A 1,589-nucleotide genomic window follows, 5' to 3' on the forward strand; every position below is an offset into this window, starting at 1 on the left:
TCCCCGAGGCGTTCTCCGGCCCGCCCGCGGGCGTCGAGTACGGCGCTCTCCACACCGTCCGGGCCGCCGACGCCCTGCGCGCCGCCCCCGGGGCCGCCCTCGTCGTGACCGCCGACCCCGCCCTGTGGGCGGAGACCGCGGGAGCCCGCGCCAAGCTCGGTCCCGTCCACGTCTACGACCCGGAGCAGCTCACCGACGCCCCCGTACGGCTGCGCTGGTCGCCCCAGCACGGCTGCGACGACCGCCGTACCGCCGCCGCGCGGGCCGCGGCCCTGCTCGCCCCCGTACGCAGTCCCGCACGGGCGGACGCTGCCGCCCACGATGCCGCCGAGACGCTCCTGGGCTGCTGGCTCCACGCCGCCGCCGTGGCCGGAGAGCCCTTCCGCCAGGTCCACCGCTGGGCCAACGCCTCGGCGGGCTCCTCCTCGGAGGCCGTCCGGATCCTGCGTACGCACCCCAAGGCGGCGTCCGGCGCGGCGGGTGAGCTGGAGGCGACCCTGATCGCCCATCCCGAACGCCGGGACGCCGCCGTCCGCACCGTCCGAAGCGCCCTGTCCTGCCTGTCCCAGCTCCACGTCCGCAACGCGTGCACGGCTCCGCGTACGGATTCGGCCGCCCTGGAATCCTTTGCGGCCGAATGGGGAACGCTCTATGTCGTGGGCGAAACCGTCGAGGACCCGCGCCGTGCCCCCGGCACGATGCCGCTCCTCACGGCTCTCACCGCAAGCGTGGTCGAGCACGGCCGCCGCATGGCCGCAGGGTCATCCGCCGGCCGGCTCGACCCACCACTCTCCTTGATCCTCCACAACGTCGCGGCGGTCGCCCCCATCCCCCAACTGCCCGATCTCCTGGTCAACGGCGAGCCGACGGGCATGCCGACCCTGGCCCTGCTGCGCTCGGAGGCCCAGGCACACGCCTGGTGGCCCCGGCTCGGCGAGGCCGGGCCGACCGCATCGAGGCCGACACCATGACCACGGCCTGGAACCCCGACGCGGCGGGCGTACTGCGGCTGCCGTCCGGTCGGCTCGTCCGCGGCCGCGGACTGCGCCGCCCGCTCCCCGCAGACCCTGTCCCCGCAGGCCCTGTCCCCGCCTTCGCGCTGTACCTCCTGGGCAAGGAGCCGCCTGCCGTCTCCTGGGACTTCCGCTGGGTCCGCTGGCCCGACTTCCGGTTGCCGTCGGACCGCGCCGCAGCGGCCGAGGCCCTGCGCGAGGCGTGGGAACGCGCGGAAAGCGAACGCGTCGAGATCGCGTGCGGTGGCGGATACGGCCGTACCGGTACGGCACTGGCCTGCCTCGCCGCGCTGGACGGCCTGCCGAGCGACGAGGCCGTCGCCCACGTCAGGGAGCACTACTCCCCGCGTGCCGTCGAAACCCCCTGGCAGCGCCGCTTCGTCCGCCGTTTCACGGCCTGACGCCGATTCCCCCACCACTCGGGAATCCCGTTCGCCTTGACGCCGACGGTCGTCAAAACAAAAAAGCCTCGGTCTCCGAGTCATAAACTCGAAGACCGAGGCTTCACATTTTGTTCGGCGGCGTCCTACTCTCCCACACGGTCCCCCATGCAGTACCATCGGCGCTGAGAGGCTT

At 73.7% G+C, this 1,589-nt stretch carries 1 protein-coding gene and 1 pseudogene; both read left to right on the forward strand.

The genetic code is table 11. From position 1 onward, the window contains the following. Positions 1 to 971 (forward strand): annotated as a pseudogene (locus L7D48_RS28690) (type VI secretion protein); the annotation flags it as partial. After that, positions 968 to 1,414, forward strand: a complete 447-nt coding sequence (locus tag L7D48_RS28695) for a protein-tyrosine phosphatase family protein (protein WP_237884011.1) — start codon at positions 968 to 970, stop codon at positions 1,412 to 1,414. The pseudogene L7D48_RS28690 and the gene L7D48_RS28695, both read left to right, overlap by 4 nt. Positions 1,415 to 1,589: the final 175 nt, after the last annotated feature.

Origin of the sequence: Streptomyces sp. ICN903 (assembly GCF_022015835.1) — a bacterium.
Lineage (GTDB): Bacteria > Actinomycetota > Actinomycetes > Streptomycetales > Streptomycetaceae > Streptomyces > Streptomyces fenghuangensis.